Consider the following 1,923-nt stretch of genomic DNA (forward strand, 5'->3'; position numbering starts at 1 on the left):
TCAAAACTATGGAGACGACTTCAAAGATTATGTTGAGTTCGCCTCAGAAAACTATGGTGATGGCAACTTAGCAGATACCAACAATAACAACTTAGGCAACACACCAGCAGAAAGACAAAGAAACCAAAAACTTATTAACAACAACAATCAGGATTATGCTGAGATTGATAAGAGCAAGGGGGAGGATGCTACCGCCTTCTCGGATGTGCATGACAATCAAGTTAGAGAAACAGAAATCATAGATTTTGCAATATTAGCACAGGAGCTAGAAGCACAAGGCAAACTGGAAGATGCCCAAGAAACCAGAGAGGAGGTAGAAAGACTAAAAGAACAAGTGGCTGAATTTAAAGAAGCTTACGGCCAAGACTTTGATGAGCAAATCAAAAACCTTGCTGTGGAATATGAACAAATCGCCGACGGCAATACAGAAGCATACTTTACACTACTCACACTTGCCGAAGGTGCAGTGTTACTTAACGGCGTCAAAGCCCTAGTTGCAAAAGTAGGTGGAGCAGAAGCGCTTAAAATCATTGCCAAAGAAACGGCGATGAGTATCAAAGATGCTGGGGCGTTTGTTAATGATTTGGTTCGGGGGAGAGGGTTTGGTAATGTTAGGTCGCCAATTACAAACCTTAATAGTAAGAAGACAAAAGTTGCCAAAAATATTGATAAAAAGAAGAGCATAGCACCATCTAAAAGAAATTCTGATACAATAGTTTTAGGAAAAACTAAAAATCCTAACTATGCGGATGTTGCTAAAGAGAATAACTATAGAAATTTTGAAATCCCTAAAAAAGTTTGGAATAGTAAAGAAATGACAAAGCTTAAAAAATGGGAAGCAAATAAAAAATTCTTAGATAGAGCCATCGCTAAAAATAATAAAATAAAACTATCTCATAATCCGAAAAATCCTAATATAAACACAGGATATTTTAAAAAAGAAATAGATTACCTAAAAAGCAAAGGCTTTAAATTAAGCGTGGATGGTAAATCAATGATACCACCAAGTAAATAAAATGAATAACCCAAAACAACAAGACAAGAAATCTTTATATGAGGCTAATTATTTTATGCAAGAAATGCACAAAACAGGATTTGAAAATTTACAATTAATTTACAATGAGCCGAATATTTCAAAAAATAAAATTTCAAATGCTCATTTTGTGATTAAAATTGATGATTACTTTTCACTTCAGGTCACGAAACATTACAATAAGGTTTATTCAATACAATTTTACCCGAATGAGATGGATTATGAAAATACAGACTGGTTCATTGAAAGAGATGTGCCTATAGACTTTTACGACGTTTTGTGCGAACTTTATGATGATGTGTCTTTTAATCTTAACTCTTACTATCCTGATAATTTTGAGAACACCCAAACTTATAAAACCTTTTATCAACATTGTTTTGACAAAAATAAAAAAAAGCATTATGGTCTAAAAATTGATACGGCTCTTGATCTTATTAAGGAAAAAAGCAGCTTTATTCTTAATTTAATTATTGAAAATTCTCTGAATAATTACTAGTGGAAAAAGAGGGGAAAGGACTCCCCCATTTGACTGGACACTAAATTCTAATTGTACCTATTTTTTCGTATCAATAATCTTTTTAGGGGTTTGGGGCAAAGCCCCAACTTGAAAAAAATGGGATGTCTTGAATTCGAAAAAAAATAAAAAAATGAGATGCTACCCTTTTAAAAAAATGGGGCGCTACCCTTTTATCGTAAAAATATAACTCCACCCTCTCATTAAAAACAAAACCACTATTTTTAAAACAAAAAAACCACCAAAACCCATTAAAATAACCAAATGCCAAACCCATTTGTAATATCAATTTTAACCTTAATCACAACCCTGGCAATAACCCCAACCATTGCTAATACAAACCTTAATACTCTAAATAAAACCACAACCGCCCCAA

General features: G+C 33.5%; 2 protein-coding genes. Both read left to right on the plus strand.

Annotation, left to right across the window (positions count from 1 at the left end; translation table 11 throughout):
- Positions 1–1,015 (plus strand): hypothetical protein (locus tag BBROOKSOX_RS10440; RefSeq protein ID WP_180324005.1); only part of this gene is annotated, 1,015 nt, incomplete at its 5' end.
- A 1-nt stretch (position 1,016) separates the two neighbouring features.
- Positions 1,017–1,529: a hypothetical protein gene (locus BBROOKSOX_RS10445; RefSeq protein WP_139661708.1), complete on the plus strand. Its 513-nt coding sequence runs from the start codon at positions 1,017–1,019 to the stop codon at positions 1,527–1,529.
- Positions 1,530–1,923: the final 394 nt, after the last annotated feature.

Source organism: bacterium endosymbiont of Bathymodiolus sp. 5 South, assembly GCF_900128535.1.
GTDB lineage: Bacteria > Pseudomonadota > Gammaproteobacteria > PS1 > Pseudothioglobaceae > Thiodubiliella.